General features: G+C 68.1%; 16 protein-coding genes. 7 read left to right on the forward strand and 9 right to left on the reverse strand.

What is annotated here, in order from left to right:
* Positions 1-31: 31 nt before the first annotated feature.
* Positions 32-1,507: an Asp-tRNA(Asn)/Glu-tRNA(Gln) amidotransferase subunit GatA gene (gene gatA / locus NX778_RS22500; protein ID WP_258814044.1), complete on the reverse strand. Its 1,476-nt coding sequence runs from the start codon at positions 1,505-1,507 to the stop codon at positions 32-34.
* A 13-nt stretch (positions 1,508-1,520) separates the two neighbouring features.
* Complete coding sequence (gene gatC, locus NX778_RS22505; protein WP_258814045.1) at positions 1,521-1,820, reverse strand: Asp-tRNA(Asn)/Glu-tRNA(Gln) amidotransferase subunit GatC; 300 nt, start codon at positions 1,818-1,820, stop codon at positions 1,521-1,523.
* Between the two features lie 295 nt (positions 1,821-2,115).
* Here gatC and NX778_RS22510 point away from each other — a divergent pair, with 295 nt between their 5' ends.
* The 6 genes from NX778_RS22510 to NX778_RS22535 all read left to right on the forward strand — a co-directional run bounded on the left by NX778_RS22510 (position 2,116) and on the right by NX778_RS22535 (position 9,000).
* Positions 2,116-3,159 carry a rod shape-determining protein gene (locus NX778_RS22510; RefSeq protein ID WP_036235315.1) on the forward strand — a complete coding sequence of 348 codons (1,044 nt, stop codon included), beginning with the start codon at positions 2,116-2,118 and terminating at the stop codon, positions 3,157-3,159.
* Between the two features lie 101 nt (positions 3,160-3,260).
* Positions 3,261-4,367 carry a rod shape-determining protein MreC gene (gene mreC, locus NX778_RS22515; protein ID WP_258814046.1) on the forward strand — a complete coding sequence of 369 codons (1,107 nt, stop codon included), beginning with the start codon at positions 3,261-3,263 and terminating at the stop codon, positions 4,365-4,367.
* Positions 4,367-4,888, forward strand: coding sequence for a rod shape-determining protein MreD (mreD, locus tag NX778_RS22520; RefSeq protein WP_258814047.1), 522 nt, complete (start codon positions 4,367-4,369; stop codon positions 4,886-4,888). Before mreC ends, mreD begins: the two co-directional genes overlap by 1 nt.
* A gap of 10 nt (positions 4,889-4,898) precedes the next feature.
* Positions 4,899-6,857 carry a penicillin-binding protein 2 gene (gene mrdA / locus NX778_RS22525; protein WP_258814048.1) on the forward strand — a complete coding sequence of 653 codons (1,959 nt, stop codon included), beginning with the start codon at positions 4,899-4,901 and terminating at the stop codon, positions 6,855-6,857.
* 3 nt (positions 6,858-6,860) lie between these two features.
* Positions 6,861-7,976 carry a rod shape-determining protein RodA gene (gene rodA, locus NX778_RS22530; protein WP_258814049.1) on the forward strand — a complete coding sequence of 372 codons (1,116 nt, stop codon included), beginning with the start codon at positions 6,861-6,863 and terminating at the stop codon, positions 7,974-7,976.
* A 16-nt stretch (positions 7,977-7,992) separates the two neighbouring features.
* A complete protein-coding gene (locus NX778_RS22535; protein ID WP_258814050.1) occupies positions 7,993-9,000 on the forward strand; it encodes a septal ring lytic transglycosylase RlpA family protein in 1,008 nt (335 codons plus the stop codon).
* A gap of 84 nt (positions 9,001-9,084) precedes the next feature.
* On the opposite strand, the gene NX778_RS22540 is transcribed toward NX778_RS22535, so the two are convergent.
* From NX778_RS22540 to argS, 7 genes are read right to left on the reverse strand one after another with little or no spacing between them, the layout of a single operon-like run.
* The gene (locus tag NX778_RS22540; RefSeq protein ID WP_258814051.1) at positions 9,085-9,807 is read right to left on the reverse strand and encodes an SPOR domain-containing protein; all 723 of its coding nucleotides are present in this window, start codon (positions 9,805-9,807) and stop codon (positions 9,085-9,087) included.
* Positions 9,808-9,811: 4 nt separating this feature from the next.
* The gene (locus NX778_RS22545) at positions 9,812-10,555 is read right to left on the reverse strand and encodes a type III pantothenate kinase (protein ID WP_258814052.1); all 744 of its coding nucleotides are present in this window, start codon (positions 10,553-10,555) and stop codon (positions 9,812-9,814) included.
* Positions 10,552-11,313: a biotin--[acetyl-CoA-carboxylase] ligase gene (locus tag NX778_RS22550; RefSeq protein ID WP_258814053.1), complete on the reverse strand. Its 762-nt coding sequence runs from the start codon at positions 11,311-11,313 to the stop codon at positions 10,552-10,554. The genes NX778_RS22545 and NX778_RS22550 overlap by 4 nt, the downstream gene beginning before the upstream one ends.
* Entirely contained in the window at positions 11,310-12,104 is a 795-nt protein-coding gene (locus NX778_RS22555) for an SDR family oxidoreductase (RefSeq protein WP_258814054.1), read from the reverse strand. The genes NX778_RS22550 and NX778_RS22555 overlap by 4 nt, the downstream gene beginning before the upstream one ends.
* Positions 12,101-12,772, reverse strand: coding sequence for a thiol:disulfide interchange protein DsbA/DsbL (locus NX778_RS22560; protein ID WP_258814055.1), 672 nt, complete (start codon positions 12,770-12,772; stop codon positions 12,101-12,103). The genes NX778_RS22555 and NX778_RS22560 overlap by 4 nt, the downstream gene beginning before the upstream one ends.
* 8 nt (positions 12,773-12,780) lie before the next feature.
* Positions 12,781-13,455 (reverse strand): SPOR domain-containing protein, encoded by a 675-nt coding sequence (locus NX778_RS22565; protein WP_258814056.1) that lies wholly within the window; start codon positions 13,453-13,455, stop codon positions 12,781-12,783.
* 18 nt (positions 13,456-13,473) lie between these two features.
* Entirely contained in the window at positions 13,474-15,186 is a 1,713-nt protein-coding gene (gene argS, locus NX778_RS22570; RefSeq protein ID WP_258814057.1) for an arginine--tRNA ligase, read from the reverse strand.
* Positions 15,187-15,351: 165 nt separating this feature from the next.
* On the opposite strand from argS, the gene rsmB reads away from it, so the two are divergent.
* On the forward strand, positions 15,352-16,770 hold the full coding sequence (gene rsmB / locus NX778_RS22575) for a 16S rRNA (cytosine(967)-C(5))-methyltransferase RsmB (RefSeq protein WP_258814058.1): 1,419 nt from the start codon (positions 15,352-15,354) through the stop codon (positions 16,768-16,770).
* The last annotated feature ends 10 nt before the right edge of the window (positions 16,771-16,780 follow it).

The following is a 16,780-nucleotide window of genomic DNA, read 5'->3' on the forward strand; positions in this document are numbered from 1 at the left end:
TGGGCAGGAACACCTGCCCACCCTACGTCGTTCAGACGCCTTCGGGCGCGCGGGTGTGCCAGTCGGTCACCTGCTGGAACTGGTGCGCGATGTTCAGCAGCTTCGCTTCGCCGAAGTAGTTGCCGATGATTTGCAGGCCGACCGGGCGGCGGCCGTTCTTCGCGCCCTGGCCGAAACCGACCGGGATCGACATGCCGGGCAGGCCCGCCAGGCTGGTCGAGAGCGTGAAGATGTCGGCCAGGTAGTTGGCGACCGGGTCGTTGGCCTTGGAGCCGAGGTCCCAGGCCACGGTCGGGGCCACCGGGCCCATGATCACGTCGCACTGGTCGCGGAAGGCGGCCTGGAAGTCGTCCGCGATCAGGCGGCGGATCTTCTGGGCCTGCACGTAGTAGGCGTCGTAGTAGCCGTGGCACAGCACGTAGGTGCCGACCATGATGCGGCGCTGGACCTCGGGACCGAAGCCTGCGGCGCGGGTCTTCTGGTACATGTCGGCCAGGTCCTTGTAGCCGTCGGCGCGGAAGCCGTAGCGCACGCCGTCGAAGCGCGACAGGTTGGACGAGGCCTCGGCCGGCGCGATGATGTAGTAGGTCGGGATCGACAGGCTGGTGCGCGGCAGCGAGATGTCCACCAGCGTGGCGCCGAGCTTGACGAACTGCTCCAGCGCGGCGCGCACCGCGGCTTCGACGTCGGTTGCCAGGCCTTCGCCGAAATACTCCTTCGGCACGCCGATGCGCAGGCCGGCCAGCGGCTTGTTCAGGTCGCGCGCGAAGTCTTCGTCCAGGTTGCCCTGCTCGGGCGTGAGGCTGGTCGCGTCGCGCTGGTCGAAGCCGGCCATCTCGTTCAGCAGCAGCGCGCAGTCCTCGGCGGTCTGCGCCATCGGGCCGCCCTGGTCGAGCGAGGAGGCGAACGCGATCATGCCGAAGCGCGACACGCGGCCATAGGTGGGCTTGATGCCGGTGATGCCGCAGAACGCGGCCGGCTGGCGGATCGAGCCGCCGGTGTCGGTGCCGGTGGCGCCCGGCGCCAGGCGCGCAGCCACGGCGGCGGCCGAGCCGCCCGAGGAGCCGCCCGGCACGGCGCCAGTGTCCCACGGGTTGGTGACGGCGCCGAACGCGGAGTTCTCGTTGGCGCCGCCCATCGCGAATTCGTCGCAGTTCAGTTTGCCGAGGGTGACCATGCCGGCCGTACCAAGCTTGTCGACCACCGTGGCGTCGAAGGGGCTGACGTAGTTGCCCAGCATTCTGGACGCAGCGGTGGAGCGCCAGCCCTTGGTGACGAAGATGTCCTTGTGCGCGACCGGCACGCCGGTCAGCACGCCGCCGGCGCCGGCCGCGATGCGCTCGTCGGCGGCCCTGGCCTGCGCCAGCGACAGCTCGGCGTCCACGTGCAGGAAGGCGTTGTGCTTGCTGGCCGCGATGCGGTCGAGGTAGTGGCGGGTCAGTTCGACCGACGACACCTGCTTCGACTGCAGCAGGACGGACAGTTCCTTGATGGTTTTGTTATGCATGCTGCACACCTTCTTATTCGATCACTTTCGGCACCAGGTACAGGCCGTCCTGGGTCTTCGGCGCGGGCGCCTGGTAAGCGTCGCGGCGGTTCTCTTCGGTGACCACGTCTTCGCGCAGGCGCAGGGGCAGCTGCATGATCGCGGACAGCGGCTGGGCCAGCGGCTCGACGCCGGTGGTGTCGACCGCCTGCATCTGTTCGGCCAGGGCGAAGATGCCGTTCAACTCGCCGAGCAGGGTCGCGGCGTGGGCTTTGTCCAGCTCAAGCCGGGCCAGCTTGGCGATCCGGGTAACGTCTGTAAGTGTCAGGGACATGGCAGGGGCGCGGCGCCAGGCCGCGCGTCAAAAAGGGTTGAGCGAATGCCGAATCCGTTAATAAGCGGGCTACCGCCGATAAAACCTTGGTAACGCCGCCGAATTCTGCTGTCTGATCCTTGTGAATTCGAAGGTTTCTGACGAAATAATCGGCAAATTATAAGGTAGAATGGCGGGCTATTGCGTTGCTGGCGCTGAAAGGGCCTGGCCGCGGCCGCCGTTGGCCGGGACCCGGGCCGGCTCCGGCTTCCCACTCATTTATCGTTTCGCGCCTTGAGCGCGCATCAGGACACACATGTTTGGTTTTTTACGCAGCTACTTTTCGAATGACCTGGCGATTGACCTCGGTACGGCCAACACGCTGATCTACGTGCGCGGGCTGGGTATCGTGCTGGACGAACCGTCGGTCGTCGCGATCCGCCAGGAGGGCGGCCCGAACGGCAAGAAGACCATCCAGGCGGTGGGTAAAGAAGCAAAGCAGATGCTCGGCAAGGTGCCCGGCAATATCGAGGCGATCCGCCCGATGAAGGACGGCGTGATCGCCGACTTCACCGTCACCGAGCAGATGCTCAAGCAGTTCATCCGCATGGTGCACGACTCCAAATTCTTCCGTCCGTCGCCGCGCATCATCATCTGCGTGCCCTGCGGTTCGACCCAGGTCGAGCGCCGCGCGATCCGCGAATCGGCGCTGGGCGCCGGCGCCTCGCAGGTCTACCTGATCGAGGAGCCGATGGCGGCCGCGATCGGCGCCGGCCTGCCGGTGGCCGAGGCGACCGGCTCGATGGTGGTCGACATCGGGGGCGGCACCACCGAGGTGGGCATCATCTCGCTGGGCGGCATGGTCTACAAAGGTTCGGTGCGCGTCGGCGGCGACAAGTTCGACGAAGCCATCGTCAACTACATCCGCCGCAACTACGGCATGCTGATCGGCGAACAGACCGCCGAAGCCATCAAGAAGGCGATCGGCTCGGCGTTCCCGGGTTCGGAAGTCAAGGAAATGGAAGTCAAGGGCCGCAACCTGTCCGAGGGCATCCCGCGCTCCTTCACCATCTCGTCCAACGAGATCCTGGAAGCCCTGACCGACCCGCTCAACAACATCGTCTCGGCCGTCAAGAACGCGCTCGAACAGACCCCGCCGGAACTGGGCGCGGACATCGCCGAGAAGGGTATGATGCTCACCGGCGGCGGCGCGCTGCTGCGCGACCTCGACCGCCTGCTGATGGAAGAGACCGGCCTGCCGGTGCTGGTGGCCGAAGACCCGCTGACCTGCGTGGTGCGCGGCTCCGGCATGGCGCTCGAACGGATGGACAAGCTGGGATCGATCTTCTCCTACGAATAAGCGAGTCCTGCGCCTGAACGCGGGCAGCGCACGGCTCTTCACCTGGCCGCGCGACTGCCCGCGCTGACGTTGGGGACCCGGGCATTCAATCTTCTCGACACATGGAATACAGTCCTCCGCCACTGTTCAAGCAAGGCGCCCCGGCGCGGGTGAAAGTGACGGTGTTCGCCCTGATTTCGGTGGCGCTGCTGTTCATCGACTCGCGCCTGCACGCCCTCACCGCCGTGCGCCAGGTCGCCGCCACCGTGCTGTACCCGGCCCAGATGGCGGCCCTGATGCCGCGCGACGCGATCTCGGCGATGGGCGACTACTTCTCCTCGCTGTCGGCGCTGGAGAAGGAAGTCGCGGAGCTGAAGAGCCAGCAGGTGGCCGCCGCCCAGGCGCTGCAGCAGGCCCAGCTCCAGATGGCCGAGAACGCCCAGCTGCGCCGCCTGATGGACGCGCGCGAGCACCTGCCGGTGCATTCGATCATGAGTGAAATCCTGTACGACGCGCGCGACCCGTCGGTGCACAAGGTGGTGCTCGACCGCGGCACCCGTGCCGGCGTCACGCTCGGCTTGCCGGTGATCGACAATGCCGGCGTGGTCGGCCAGGTAACGCGGGTGTTCCCGCTGACGTCCGAAGTCACGCTCCTGACCGACAAGGAACAGGCGATCCCGGTGCAGGTGCTGCGCTCGGGCCTGCGCAGCGTGGCCTACGGCCGCGGCCACAACGGCCAGCTCGACCTGCGCTTCGTCGCGCCCAATGCCGACATCGTGGTGGGCGACGTGCTGGTCACGTCCGGCCTGGACGGGGTGTTCCCGGCCGGCCTGGCGGTGGCCAAGGTGACCCAGGTCGAAAGCGTCGGCCAGGGCGCCTTCGGGCGCGTGGTGGCGCAGCCGCTGGCCGGCATCGACAGCAACCGCCAGCTGCTGATCGTGATGTCGCAGCAGGCCAAGCCGCCGCGCCCGCCGGCCCAGGCTGCATCCACGACCCCGGCCAGCAAGAAGAACCTGCCGAAGATGGACCCGGTGCCGCCGCCGCCGCTGCCCGCTATGCCGCTGCCGGCGCAGCAGCCCGCGGGGACGCCGGCCGCCGCGCCCGCCGCCGGTTCCACGGCTCCGGCTCCGGCCAAGACCCAGGCGCCGCCGCAAGCGGCCGCCGCGCCCGCGGTCCAGGCGCCGGCCCCGCGTCCGGCGAGCGCCACACAACACAAGGAGGGCGCGTAATGGGAAGCGCCAGCCGTCCGCACTACATCCTGCTGCCGGTCAGCCCGCTGTTCATCGCGTTCAGCCTGACCTGTGCCTTCATGCTCAACCTGCTGCCCTGGGGGCAGTGGGTGGGGGCGCCCGATTTCGTCGCGCTGTGCCTGGTGTTCTGGGGCATCCAGCAGCCGCGCAAGGTCGGCATCGGCGTGGCCTTTTCGATGGGCCTGCTGATGGACGTGCATGACGCCACCTTGCTGGGCGAGCATGCGCTGTCGTACACCCTGCTGTCCTACCTGGCGATCATGATCCACCGCCGCGTGCTGTGGTTCCCGGTGGTGACGCAGGCGATGCACGTGTTCCCGCTGCTGGTGCTGGCGCAGGCGATCCAGGCGGTGGTGCGTTTCATGGCCATCGGCCGCGCGCCGCCCTGGCTGCACTTCATCGACAGCGCGGTGGCAGTGGCGCTGTGGCCGCTGATTAGCTGGCTGCTGCTGGCGCCGCAGCGGCGCGCGATCGACCGCGACCACACGCGCCCGATCTGAGCAAGTCCCGATGACCGAAATAAAAGACAACGACCGCGAGATCCACCTGTTCCGCATGCGCTTGACGGCGGTGGTGGTGTTCGTGTTCATCTGCTTTGGACTGCTGGTGGCCCGCTTCGTCTGGCTGCAGGTGGTCCAGCACAGCAAATACATGGCGCAGGCCGAGGACAACCGTATCGCGCTGCTGCCGATCGTGCCCAACCGCGGCCTGATCCTGGACCGCAACGGCGCGGTCCTGGCCCGCAACTACTCGGCCTACACGCTCGAGATCACGCCGTCCAAGCTGCAGTCGAACCTGGAGTCGGTGATCGACGAGCTGGCCAAGCTGGTGACGATCGAGGCCAAGGACCGCAAGCGCTTCAAGCGCCTGCTGGAGGAGTCGAAGAACTTCGCCAGCGTGCCGATCCGCACCCGCCTGACCGACGAGGAGGTGGCGCGCTTCACCGCGCAGCGCTTCCGCTTCCCGGGCGTGGAGGTGCAGGCGCGCCTGTTCCGCCAGTACCCGCTGGGCGAGGTCGCCTCGCACGTGATCGGCTACATCGGCCGCATCAACCAGAGCGAGGCCAACGACCTGGCCGGCGGCGACGACGCCGCCAACTACAACGGCACCGACTACATCGGCAAGGAAGGCCTGGAGAAGAGCTACGAGCGCCAGCTGCACGGCCAGACCGGCTACGAGGAAGTCGAGCGGTCGGCCGGCGGCCGCGCGATCCGCACCCTGTCGCGCACCGAGCCGACCCCCGGCGACAACCTGATCCTGTCGGTCGACATCGAGCTGCAGAAGGTGGCCGAGGAAGCCTTCGGCGATTTCCGCGGCGCGCTGGTGGCGATCGAACCGGGCACCGGCGACATCCTGGCCTATGTGTCGCGCCCCGGCTTCGACCCCAACCTGTTCGTCGACGGCATCGATGCCCAGAGCTGGAACGACCTCAATACCTCGCTCGACCGGCCGCTGATGAACCGCCCGCTGTCCGGCACCTATCCGCCCGGCTCGACCTTCAAGCCCTTCATGGCGCTGGCCGCGCTCGAAACCGGGGTGCGCAAGGCCGACTGGGGCATGCACGACCCGGGCTTCTTCATGCTGGGCGGGCACCGCTTCAACGACGACAAGCGCGAGGGCCACGGCTACATCGACATGTACCGCTCGATCGTGGTCTCGTGCGACAGCTACTACTACTCGCTCGGCAACCAGCTGGGCATCCAGGCGATCCACGACTTCATGGCGCCGTTCGGCTTCGGCCAGATCACCGGCATCGACCTGCTGCACGAGCAGAAGGGCGTGCTGCCGTCGCCGGACTGGAAGCGCGAGCGCTTCAAACGCAACCGCGCGGCCCAGAAGTGGGTGGGCGGCGACACCATCTCGATCAGCATCGGCAACGGCTTCAACAGCTACACCCCGCTGCAGATGGCGCACGCGGTGGCCACGCTGGCCAACGACGGCGTGGTGATGAAGCCGCACCTGGTCAAGATCGTGGAAGACCCGGTGACCCACAAGCGCACCCTGACGGTGCCGACGAACAGCGGCCGCATCCCGCTCAAGCAGGAGAACATCGACATCGTCAAGCGCGCCATGATCGGCGTGACCTCGGACGTCTCCGGCACCGCCTACACCATCTTCCGCAACGCGCCGTACACGGTGGGCGGCAAGACCGGCACCGCGCAGGTGGTCGGCCTGAAGGGCCAGAAGTACAACGCGGCGGCCACCCCGGAGCGCCTGCGCGACAACGCGCTGTTCATTGCCTTCGCCCCGGCCGACCACCCGCGCATCGCGCTGGCGCTGGTGGCCGAGAACGCGGGATGGGGCGCCGGCGTGGCGGCCCCGATCGCCAAGAAGGTGCTCGACTATTACCTGCTCGGCAAAAAGCCGGGCGACAAGGACAAGCCGGTGGCGCCGCCGCCGAATCCGGACGCCGAACCGCAGTCCGATCCGCAAACCGCGGCGCCTGTCAACCCGGCGAACAAGGAGTAAGCCATGGCGCACATCCCTGAACGGCGTTCGCTGAGCCGGCGCCTGAAACCCTACTTCTCGGTGTTCGACGGCCCGCTGGCCCTGATCCTGTTCCTGCTGCTGTCGGTGGGCCTGGTCACGCTGACTTCGGCCGGCCACGATTTTCCGGGCCGCGTCGAAGGCCAGATGCGCAATATCGTGATCGCTTTCGTGATCATGTGGATCGCCGCCAACGTGCCGCCGCAGACCCTGCTGCGGCTGGCGGTGCCGGTGTACACGGTCGGCGTCATGCTGCTGCTGGGCGTGGCGATCGGCGGCGTGGTCAAGAAGGGCGCGCGGCGCTGGCTGCATGTCGGCGTCGACATCCAGCCGTCCGAGATCATGAAGATCGCGATGCCGCTGATGCTGGCCTGGTACTTCCAGTTCAAGCAGGGCACGGTGCGCTGGCATTCCTTCATCGTGGCGGCGGTGCTGCTGGTGATCCCGGTGGGCCTGATCGCCAAGCAGCCCGACCTCGGCACGGCGCTCCTGGTGCTGGCGCCCGGCTTTTATGTGATCTTCCTGGCCGGCCTGTCGTGGAAGGCGCTGCTCGGGCTGGCGACTGCGGCCGCGGCCAGCCTGCCGGTGGTGTGGTCGATGATGCACGACTACCAGCGCGAGCGCGTGATGACGCTGATCGACCCGACTTCCGACCCGCTCGGCAAGGGCTTCCACATCATCCAGTCGACCATCGCGATCGGCTCCGGCGGCGTGACCGGCAAGGGCTATATGAAAGGCACCCAGGCCTACCTCGAATTCATCCCCGAGCGCACCACCGACTTCATCTTCTCGGTGTATTCGGAGGAGTTCGGCCTGGTCGGCAACCTGATCCTGCTGTTCCTGTACCTGCTGCTGATCGGACGCGGCCTGATGATCGCGGCGAACGCGCCGAACCTGTTCACGCGCCTCTTGGCCGGCTCGATCACGATGAGCTTCTTTACTTACGCATTCGTCAATATGGGCATGGTGAGCGGGATCCTGCCGGTGGTCGGCGTGCCGCTGCCCTTCATGAGTTACGGCGGGACCGCGCTTTTCACTTTGGGCCTCGCCTCTGGTATATTGATGAGCATTCAACGACACCGAAAACTGGTGCAGACCTGACTGAAAGAGGAGACGGATGACCGTTTCGAGAATTCTCCCAGCGGTCATCGTGCTCTCGGCGCTGATGGCAGGTTGCAGTTCCACCTCCACTGGCGAACATCATTCCCTGATTCCCCTGCCGTGGCATCACAAGACGACCGCGCGCGATCCCAAGATCGACCCCGCCCTGCCGGCGTTGCCGCCCGCCGGTTCGGGACGCGGCGGCTATTACCAGGACGATGGCCCCGGCGACAATCCGCCGCCCGGCTTGATGAACACGCCCGATGCGGTGGTCAAGTTCGAACCTTACCTGAAGGGCGGGGTGAACAAGGCCTACTCGGTGTTCGGCACGACCTACACGCCGCTGATCAATGACGAGCCGTTCAGCCAGCGCGGCATGGCGACCTGGTATGGCGTGAAGTTCAACGGCCAGCGCACGTCGTCGGGCGAGACCTACGATATGTACAAGATGACGGCGGCGCATCCGACGCTGCCGATTCCCTCGTACGCGCGGGTGACCAGCCTGGAGTCCGGCAAGTCGGTGGTGGTGCGCATCAACGACCGCGGGCCCTTCCATTCCGACCGCGTGATCGACCTGTCTTACACGGCCGCGCTCAAGCTCGGGCTGCTGGCCAAGGGCAGCCACCAGGTGCAGGTCGACCGCATGTTCCCGAACGACCAGACCCGCATCGCCACCGTGCGGCGCGAGGCCGCATCGGCGGCGCAGGCGGCGCCGGCGCCGGCCGACATCACGGCGCTGATGCTGGAGGAGCGCGCGGCCGGCGACGGCCCGCTGCCGGTGAAGTCCGAGGCGAAGAGCGGTTTCTATCTGCAGCTGGGCGCCTACAAAGTGGCGGGCAAGGCGCAGGAGATGGGTGCGAAGCTGGTCCAGGCCGGGTGCGCTGCGGATTCCCTGCAGGTGATCGCGGCTGGCGCCGTGAACCGCCTGTTGCGCGGGCCGTTCGAAAGCCGCGCGGCGGCGCGAAAGGCCGTGCGGGATATTCCGTCGAGCCTGGGATTGAAACCGATTGTCGTGCAGCGCTGATCAAGAGTCGGCGCAGCGTCAGATCCAGCAAAATGGGGTTTCCGCGGAAGCGGGAACCCCATTTTCGCATGCGCAGCCGTCAGCTCACTTGCAAGCCTTGACGTCCGCACTGTCGTAGCGGTCCGCGATCTCCACGATCTTGGCCTTGGTCGCGGCATCGATGCCGCGGAACTGGTAGACGGTGCGCGTGCCCATCGGCCCGCGCGGGGCGATGCGGGCGCTGTGCACGCCCTGCTTGTTCAGGGACGCCAGCATCGCCTGCGCCGAAGTCTCCGACTTGAACAGGCCCAGCGAGATCCCGTACTTGTACGGCGAGTCGCCATTGATGATGAAGAAGTTGGTGATGCCCAGGTCGCGCAGTTCCGCCGCCTTCTTGTCCGCCGCCTCCTTGCTGCCCTGGCTGGGGATGTAGACCAGGCGGCTGGTCACTTCCTGGTACTGGACCGTCGATTGGGTCTGCTTGTTGCCCAGGTCCAGGCGCGCCACGCGCGTTTCGAAACGATGCGCGTCCGATGCGGACAGGGGGCCGACTTCGGTGCACGCGACGGCTGCCGCTGGCGCTGGCGCCGGCGCGGGCGGCGCGGAAACCGCTGCCGCCGCCGATGCCGCTTCGGACGTCGCCGGCGCGCCCGCGCTCGCGGCCTGCGCGTCCTCGGCCGCCAGCATCTTCACGCGCTGCGGTTCGAGCTGGTTCCTGACGCGCGCGGGCTCGTGTTCCTCGCCGTTCGGTTTGCCGAGGTAGCCGCGGCCATACGCGAACAGCACGGCGTTCAGGCCGACCAGGATCCAGAAGAAGAATTTGAGCACGGTCCTAAGCCTCCATGTCGTTGGCGTCTTGCGCGGCGGCGTGCAGGCCGACCAGCACCATATTATCGACCAGGCGGTGCGGAATATTGAGGGCGCTCGCAACCCAGGGCGATGCGCCGCCCGACAGGATGCATTCGCCGGCCCGGTGCGCGGCCATGGCGCGCTCGATCGCGCCGGCCTGCGCCGACAGGCAGCCGGACACGATGGCGTCGTTGGTATTGTCGGCGAACAGCGGCGGCGCGGCGGCGCCGGGCGCGGCCTGTGGCAGCTGCGCGGTATTGCGCGCCAGCGAGGACGCCATCAGCGCCAGCCCGGGCAGGATCATGCCGCCGATGAAGGCGCCATCGCTGCCCACGGCGTCCACCGTGGTCGCGGTGCCGCACATGGCGACGACCACGGCCTGGCCCGGCGCCAGCGCATGCGCGCCGATGGCGGCGGCGAAGCGGTCGGCCCCGAGCTGCGCCGGATTGCGGTAGCCGTTGGCGACGCCAGCGCGCCGCGCTGTGGAGGCGAACCATTCGACCTCGCCCGGCGGCAGCAGCGCGGCCAGCCGCGCGCGCAGCTCCGCGCCGGCGACGTTGGCGACGATGCTGCGCTTGACGCCGTGCGGCCGCCACGCGTCCGCCAGCACGTCGAGATCGGCGTGCGCCACGGCGCCGTGCAGCAGCCAGTGGCCCAGCGCCGCATCGTGATCGGCGATCGCCCACTTGACGCGGGTGTTGCCGGCGTCGACCAGCAGCAGCTTCATTCCTTCACCCGCAGCGACACGTCGCCGGCAGCGATCGCGATGCGTCCCTCGGCGCCGTCGAGCAGCAGGCGGCCGGCGTCGTCGACCCCGGCGGCGACGCCCTCATGCAGCACGGCGCCGTTGTCGAGGATGCGCACCACTTCGCCCTGGTAGGCGTGCAGCAGGTTCCAGCGCGCGGCGAAGGCGGCGAAACCGGTATGTTCGAATTCGCGCAGCACGCCCGCCAGCCCGTCGAGCAGGGCGGCCATCAGCGCGTCGCGGTCCATGCGCGCCAGCCAGGGCACGGCGGCCACGCTGCGGCCGATGTCGCGCTCCATCTCGTCCGGCATCACCAGGTTCAGGCCGATGCCGATCACGGCCCAGATGCCGCGTTCGGCGGCGGTGGTTTCGACCAGGATGCCGGCCAGCTTGTCGCGGTCCTTGAGCACGTCGTTGGGCCATTTCAGGCGCACCTGCTGGCCGAGCCGGCCCAGGGTTTCGGCCACTGCCACGCCGAGCGCCAGCGGCAGCCCGGACAGGGCCTGCGGGCCGGCCTCGAACTTCCAGGCCAGCGAGAAGGTGAGCGAATTGCCGGCCGAGGACAGCCAGCTGCGGCCGGCGCGTCCCCGGCCCGCGGTCTGGTGTTCGGCGATCAGCAGCAGCGGCGCGGACAGGCTGGAAGCGCGCGCCAGCAGGTCGGCGCTGGTCGAGCCGGTCTCCGGGATCACCTCGACGTTCACGCCGCTGTTCGACAGGGCGGCAATCGATGCGGCGTTCATGGCGCCACCTTGCGCGGCTTCTGCGGCGCGCGCGAGAGCAGGGCGTCGTAGATGAAGTTGGGCAGGACGCGCAGCACGCGGGCGACGACGCCCATCTGCCACGGCAGGACGCGGAAACTGTCGCCGCGGGCGATGGCGGATACGGCCTTGTCGGCGAAGCGCTCGGCCGGCATCAGGAAAGGCATGGAAAAACGGTTATGGCGGGTCATGGGTGTATCGATGTAGCCGGGCGCGATGGTCACGACCCGGATACCGTAGGGTTTCATTTCCAGCCGCAGCGACTCGCAGTAGGAGCGCACGGCGGCTTTGGAGGCGCTGTAGGCGCCGTGGCCGCGCAGGCCGCGCACGCCGGCCACGCTGCTGATCCCGACCAGCCGGCGCGGTCCGCCCTGCGCCTTCATCGCGCCGATGAAGGGCGCGAAGGTGGCCACGGTGGCGCCGACGTTGGTCGCGAAGACGGATTCGAACACCGGCAGGTCTTCCGGGTGTTCGGTCAGGGTGCCGTGCGAGATGCCGGCGTTGGCGATCACGATGTCGCAGCCGCCGTGCGCCGCAATGAAGTCGCGCGCTGCTTCGGCTAATGCGGCGTGGTCGGTGACGTCGACCGCGTAGATGCGGTGGCATTCGGGATGGGGCAGGCTGGCGGCCAGCCCTTCGAGCAGTTCGCGCCGGCGCGCCAGCAGTCCCAGCGACGCACCCTGCTGCGCGTAGCGGCGGGCCAGGGCGGCGCCGATGCCGCTCGATGCGCCGGTGATGAACACGCGGTCCATGCTGCCGGCGGCCTGCGTCATCGCTTGTCCGCTTTCGCTTTCGAGACGAGGAAGTCCATCACCTGCAGGGCTTCCTGCTGCTGCTCGGTTTCGGTCACGTCCTTGTTCGAGCCGAGGTGGGCGTGGTAGGGCGAGGTCAGGTAGCGGCCGTCGATCGCGATCATCGGCCACTGGCTGATCCCGTACAGCTCCATCTTGCGGATGGCCTGGTCCATGCGGGCCTGCACGCCGAACGAGCGGTAGGTGTCGATGAAGCGCGCGCGCGGCAGTCCGGCGGCCGCGGCCCAGTCGAACACCTTCTCGTCGGTGTCGAGCGGCAGGCGCTGCTGGTGCATGGCGGCGAACACCTTGTCGTGGTACTGGTCCACCAGTCCCAGTGCGTCGAGGGTGTAGAACATGCGTTGCTGCGGCATCACGCTTTCGTCGCGCGCGATGTGCACGCGCTTGAACACGATGCTGGCGCCCTGTTTTTTCACCCAGGCCGCCAGCAGCGGCTCGAAGGCGTAGCAGTGCGGGCAGTAGTAGGCGAAGAACTCGGTCACTTCGATCTTCTTGCCGCTGTCGGTCGGCTGCGGCGGGTTCATGACCAGGTATTCGACGCCCGCTTTCGGACTCGCCGGCGAGGCCAGCAAGGGCGTCGACAGGCACAGCAGGGCGGCGGCACAGGCCAGGCGGCGGAGCGGGCGCATGGGACTCCTTATTTCTGGTTGCGGACGATCGCGACATCCACGCCGCTGTCGAGCAGCTTGGCGCGCGCCTTGTTCATGGCTTCAACCTGGTTGTAAGGGCCCATGCGCACGCGGTGCAGCACGCCCGAGTCGGCGGTGCGGTCGCTGATCGTGGCTTCGAAGCCGAGCAGCGCGAGCTTGGCCTTGGTGTTTTCGGCGTCGGCCAGTTCGCGGAAGGCGCCGGCCTGCAGGTAGTAGACGTAGCCGTCGCCGCCGGCGGCCGGCGCGGCCGCAGGAGCCGCGGCTGCTGCCGGCGATGCCGGCGCCGCTGCGGCCGGCGTGGCTGCCGTGGCCTGGGCCGGATGGGCCGGGGCCGTTGCCGCCGGCTCCTTCATGACGGCGATGGCGGCGCCCAGCGGATCCGCGTCGCCGCTGTTGGCGGCACGGGTGCTGGCGCGTTCGGCCAGCTCCTTGTTGGCTTCCTTCGCGGCGTCGCGGTTGCCGTACATCGGCTTGTTCGGATCGGTCGCCTGGCTCGGCTCAGGATCAGCCGGGCGGCCGGTCTTGACCGCCTTGTCGGTGAACGGCGAGGCGCCCTTGGTGATCGCCAGCGCCACCGCCACCGCGATGGCCAGGCCGACGATCAGGCCGATGATGATGCCAGTCAGGGTGCTGCCGCGCTGGCGGTTCGGGTTGGTGATCATTGACGCTGCCAGCCTCTCTTACATTTTGTTCGGCGCCGAGACGCCGATCAGGGCCAGGCCGTTGCGCAGCACCTGGCGGGTCGCGGTCGCCAGCGCGAGACGGGCCAGCTTGAGCGGCTCGTCGTCGTCCAGCAGCCACTTGTGGGCGAAGTAGTAGCTGTGCAGTTCGCCGGCCAGCTCGCGCAGGTAGAACGCGACCTGGTGCGGGCTCAGTTCGGCCTGGGCGCGCTGCAGCATCTCCGGATACGCGGCCAGCTTGGCCAGCAGGGCCAGTTCGTGCGGCTGGGTCAGCGGCGCCAGGTCGGCGTTGGCCAGCTTGGCCTCGTCGCCGCCCCAGTTGGCCAGCGCCGAGCAGATGCGCGCGTGGGCGTACTGCACGTAGTAGACCGGATTCTCGTCACTGGTCGCCAGCGCGACGTCGACGTCGAACACGAACTCGGTGTCGGCCTTGCGCGAGATGAGGAAGAAGCGCACCGCGTCGCGGCCGCGCGTGATGTCGCCGTTGCCCGACCATTCGATCAGGTCGCGCACCGTCACGTAGGAGCCGGCGCGCTTGGAGATCTTGACCTCCTCGCCGTTCTTCATGACGGTGACCATCTTGTGCAGCACGTAGTCGGGGTAGCCCTGCGGGATGCCGATGCCGACCGCCTGCAGGCCCGCGCGCACGCGCGCGATGGTGCCGTGGTGGTCGCTGCCCTGGATGTTGATGGCCTGGGTGAAGCCGCGCTTGAACTTCTCGATGTGGTAGGCCACGTCCGGCACGAAGTAGGTGTAGGTGCCGTCGGACTTGCGCATCACGCGGTCCTTGTCGTCGCCGTAGTCGGTGGTGCGCAGCCACAGCGCGCCTTCCTGCTCGTAGGTCTTGCCGGCCTTGATCAGTGCCTGCACCGCCGCTTCGACCTTGCCGTCGGTGTACAGCGAGGATTCGAGGTAGTAGTTGTCGAACTTGACGCCGAAGGCCTGCAGGTCGATGTCCTGCTCGTTGCGCAGGTAAGTGACCGCGAAACGGCGGATCGATTCGAGGTCGTCGGTGGAACCGCTGGCGGTGGCCGGCTGGCCGTCGCTGGCCGACACGGTTTTCCTGGCCATGAAGTCGTCGGCGATGTCCTGGATGTAGTCGCCGTTATAGGCCGACTCCGGCCATTCCATGTCGCCCGGGCGGAAGCCGCGCGCGCGCGCCTGCACCGAGTTGGCCAGCGTGAGGATCTGCACGCCGGCGTCGTTGTAATAGAACTCGCGGGTGACCTGGTGGCCCTGCGACTCGAACAGCGAGGACATGGCGTCGCCCAGCGCGGCCTGGCGGCCGTGGCCGACATGCAACGGGCCGGTCGGGTTGGCCGAGACGAATTCGATGATCACGTGCTTGCCGGCGCCGGCGGCGCTCTTGCCATAGTTGTCGCCCTGCGCCAGGATGGTGCTGGCCACGGCCTGCTTGGCGGCGGCGGCCACGCGCAGGTTGATGAAGCCGGGGCCTGCCACGTCGGCCGCTTCGACCAGGCCGTGCGCGCCCGGCTCGGCCAGCAGCGCGGCGACCAGGCGGGTGGCCAGTTCGCGCGGGTTGGTCTTGAGCGGCTTGGCGAGCTGCATCGCGATATTGCAGGCGATGTCGCCGTGGCTCGGATCGCGCGGACGCTCCAGCACAATGTTCGGAGAAAGGTCGCTGCCGGCGATGATCGGCGCAAGGGCGCTCTGGAACAGGGCAACGATCTGCTGTTTTTGTTGGGCGAGCATGGGTGTCGTCGATAAAGTGGTCGGCCGATTGCCGAAAAATAGCTTTCATTATACTGGTTTGGTGCACTGCCGAATACCGGCCACGGTCCGGCTGGCGCGACGGTTTAAGCCCCGCCAAAGCATGAGCCGGTACAATGGGCGTCTCTTTATGCACGCAGGATCACCATGACCGACAAGCGCCCGACGCTCACCCTCAAACCCAGGCCCCGGCCCGCGTCCGCCAAGCCGGCGCCGCGCCTGCGCCAGAGCTATGAGGTCAAGCCGGTGCGCCAGCTCGGCTTCCGGCCCGACCTGCCGGCCGATTCGCTGGCCTTCGCCCTGCTGGGCGCGGCCAGCTGCGTGGCGCGGCTGCGCGAGGGCGTGGCCCTGCCGCAAGCGCTGGCCGGCGTGTTCGCCGCCTTCGAGGCCACGGCGCAGGCGCGCGGCGCGATCCAGGACATCGCCTACCGCGCCATGCGCCAGCTCGGCCGCACCGATGCCCTGATCGGCCTGATGGCGTCCAAGGCGCCGGAGCCGCCGATGCTGGGCGGCCTGCTCAATTGTGCGCTGGCGCTGCTCGACAGCCCGGCGGGCGAGCCTGCACCGTACGAAGCCTTCACCGTGGTCGACCAGGCCGTGCGCGCGGCCGCCGCCCATCCGGATTTCGCGCATGCGAAGGCGATGGTGAACGCGGTGCTGCGCCGCTTCCAGCGCGAGCGCGACAGCCTGCTGGCCAGCGCCCTGAAGCAGGGGCCGGCGCAGTGGAATTACCCGCAGTGGTGGATCGACGCCACCCGCGACGCCTATCCGTCGGACTGGAAGTCCATCCTCACCGAGGGCAATGCCCACCCGCCGATGACCCTGCGCGTGAACCGCCGCAAAGCCGGCGTCGCTGACTACCTGGCCGCCCTGGAAAACGCAGGCATCGCCGCAGCGCAGGTCGGCCCGTCGGCGGTGCGCCTGAAACAGGCGGTCAACGTGGCCCAGGTACCGGGCTTCCACGACGGCGTGGTGTCGGTGCAGGATGCCGGCGCCCAGCTGGCCGCGCCGTTGCTCGACCTGCAGGACGGCATGCGCGTGCTGGACGCCTGCGCCGCCCCGGGCGGCAAGAGCGGCCACATTCTTGAACTGGCCGACGTCGACCTGACCGCCATCGATTCGGATCCGGAACGCCTCAAGCGCGTGGCCGACAACCTGGGCCGCCTGGGCCTGTCCGCGAAGCTGGCGGCGGCCGGCGCCCAGGACCAAGGCTGGTGGGACGGCCAGCCCTTCGACCGCATCCTGGCCGACGTGCCATGCACCGCGTCCGGCATCGTGCGCCGCCACCCGGACATCCGCTGGCTGCGCCGCAAGTCCGACACGCACCAGCTTGCAACACTTTCGGCCGAAATCCTCGACAATCTGTGGCAGATGCTTCGACCGGATGGTAAATTGCTGTTTGTGACATGTTCGCTCTGGCCCCAGGAATCGGAGGCGCAGGCGGCTGCGTTTGCGGTCCGCCACGGCGCGATCCGGCTGGATGCGCCGGGCCAGCTCCTCCCGACCAGCGCCGCCGGACAGGATCATGACGGTTTGTTTTACGCCCTGTTCCAAAAAAGGGCGTAGCCGGTCCCCG

The organism is Massilia terrae (genome assembly GCF_024753145.1).
Taxonomy (GTDB): Bacteria; Pseudomonadota; Gammaproteobacteria; order Burkholderiales; family Burkholderiaceae_D; genus Telluria; species Telluria terrae.

Bases quoted from the DNA above. Each gene is read 5' to 3' on its own strand.
- gatA (WP_258814044.1), bottom strand. From the start codon at position 1,507: ATGCATAACAAAACCATCAAGGAACTGTCCGTCCTGCTGCAGTCGAAG.
- gatC (WP_258814045.1), bottom strand. From the start codon at position 1,820: ATGTCCCTGACACTTACAGACGTTACCCGGATCGCCAAGCTGGCCCGG.
- NX778_RS22510 (WP_036235315.1), top strand. From the start codon at position 2,116: ATGTTTGGTTTTTTACGCAGCTACTTTTCGAATGACCTGGCGATTGAC.
- mreC (WP_258814046.1), top strand. From the start codon at position 3,261: ATGGAATACAGTCCTCCGCCACTGTTCAAGCAAGGCGCCCCGGCGCGG.
- mreD (WP_258814047.1), top strand. From the start codon at position 4,367: ATGGGAAGCGCCAGCCGTCCGCACTACATCCTGCTGCCGGTCAGCCCG.
- mrdA (WP_258814048.1), top strand. From the start codon at position 4,899: ATGACCGAAATAAAAGACAACGACCGCGAGATCCACCTGTTCCGCATG.
- rodA (WP_258814049.1), top strand. From the start codon at position 6,861: ATGGCGCACATCCCTGAACGGCGTTCGCTGAGCCGGCGCCTGAAACCC.
- NX778_RS22535 (WP_258814050.1), top strand. From the start codon at position 7,993: ATGACCGTTTCGAGAATTCTCCCAGCGGTCATCGTGCTCTCGGCGCTG.
- NX778_RS22545 (WP_258814052.1), bottom strand. From the start codon at position 10,555: ATGAAGCTGCTGCTGGTCGACGCCGGCAACACCCGCGTCAAGTGGGCG.
- NX778_RS22550 (WP_258814053.1), bottom strand. From the start codon at position 11,313: ATGAACGCCGCATCGATTGCCGCCCTGTCGAACAGCGGCGTGAACGTC.
- NX778_RS22555 (WP_258814054.1), bottom strand. From the start codon at position 12,104: ATGACGCAGGCCGCCGGCAGCATGGACCGCGTGTTCATCACCGGCGCA.
- NX778_RS22560 (WP_258814055.1), bottom strand. From the start codon at position 12,772: ATGCGCCCGCTCCGCCGCCTGGCCTGTGCCGCCGCCCTGCTGTGCCTG.
- NX778_RS22565 (WP_258814056.1), bottom strand. From the start codon at position 13,455: ATGATCACCAACCCGAACCGCCAGCGCGGCAGCACCCTGACTGGCATC.
- argS (WP_258814057.1), bottom strand. From the start codon at position 15,186: ATGCTCGCCCAACAAAAACAGCAGATCGTTGCCCTGTTCCAGAGCGCC.
- rsmB (WP_258814058.1), top strand. From the start codon at position 15,352: ATGACCGACAAGCGCCCGACGCTCACCCTCAAACCCAGGCCCCGGCCC.